The sequence below is a fragment of the Glutamicibacter sp. NPDC087344 genome (assembly GCF_044744225.1).
Taxonomy (GTDB): domain Bacteria; phylum Actinomycetota; class Actinomycetes; order Actinomycetales; family Micrococcaceae; genus Glutamicibacter.
Genome location: NZ_JBIUXY010000028.1, coordinates 1 through 1309, shown reverse-complemented (window position 1 = coordinate 1309; position 1309 = coordinate 1). Strand labels below are relative to the sequence as shown.

At 52.4% G+C, this 1309-nt stretch carries 1 protein-coding gene; it reads right to left on the bottom strand.

What is annotated here, in order from left to right:
- Nucleotides 1–50: 50 nt before the first annotated feature.
- A protein-coding gene (locus ACIOWL_RS21165) for an IS3 family transposase (protein WP_400389954.1) occupies nucleotides 51–1261 on the bottom strand; the annotation gives its coding sequence in 2 pieces (ribosomal slippage) (nucleotides 51–1018 and nucleotides 1018–1261; 1212 coding nt in all).
- Between the last annotated feature and the right edge of the window lie 48 nt (nucleotides 1262–1309).

Below are 1309 nucleotides of genomic sequence, written 5' to 3'. Positions count from 1 at the left end.
TGAGCCGGTCAAGTTTTTGAGACACAATATCTGATTTTTACTAACTATCCTCAAACCGCTTCAGCTTCAGAATGCTTCAACTCATACGCGTCTAACGCCATCTGAGGCGTCAACCCACCATTGCTCGTATGCGGACGCTTCCGGTTGTACCAAACCTCAATGAACTCCATTACCGCAGTCCTCGCAGCCATACGGGTGATGAAAGCACGGTGATGGAACATCTCGTTCTTGATGATCGAGAAGGTCGACTCTGCGACGGCATTATCCCAACACACCCCAGTGCGCCCCATCGACTGCCTAACACCATACTCAGCGCACCAGGCTTGAAACGCGTCCGACGTGTACTGTGTACCACGGTCTGAGTGAAAAACACTACCTGACCTGACAAAACCTCGCGATACAGCCATATTCATCGCGTCGATCACCAACTGAGTTTGCATGTTCGGCGCCATGGACCAACCAACAATCTGACGCGAATACAAATCAATCACCGTCGCCAAATACAGCCAGCCTTCGCCCGTACGCAGATAGGTAATATCTCCCACCAGCTTGGCGCCAGGATGTGAAGAGCGGAAGTCTCTTTTGCCGAGCTTATCGACCATATGATTCTTGATATGCGCAGTCCTTGCCTGAACATCACGAACGGTCGTTGTCTTGAACGCACACATGCGCTTAGCCTCGATCCTTAGGTCTTTCATGATCGAGAGGATCGTGGATTTCGGGATGTATTCATCATGGTTATTGCGCACCAAATCTACTAGCTGGCCAGCGCCAGCAACGTGATTCGAGGCCTCAAACTCTTTCTGGATGAGCTCTGTGCGGTGGGCGCGCAGGGCCTTTGCTTCACTGACTTCCTCGCGAGGGTTCAGCCACCGGTAGTAGGAAGCTCGGGCAACCGCGAGTTTCTGGCACATCCACTTCACCGGATACTGACCGGTGTGCTCTTTGATGAACGCGAAGATCGCGCCTACTTTTTCCTGTTCGACGCGAAGTAGGCGCTGACATCTTTTAAAAAATCGTTCTCCCGTTTCACCTCCAGCAGCTCTTTGCGCAGCTTCTCGTATTCGGCCCATTCCACTGGTGAGCGTTCCTCTGTTTCAGCTTCAGGATGTTCAGCCCGGTAGGCACGGACCCAGTTGCCCAGGGTTCCTTCATTGATCCCCAGGGACTCGGCGACTTCGACCAGGCTCTTCTGAGAGGAGATCACCAGTTCGATTGCTTCTGCACGGAACTGCGGGGTGAACTTCTGACGTTTGGACATGCACTCATTCTCCTACTAACGCGTGTCTCATAACATCATGACAGCTCA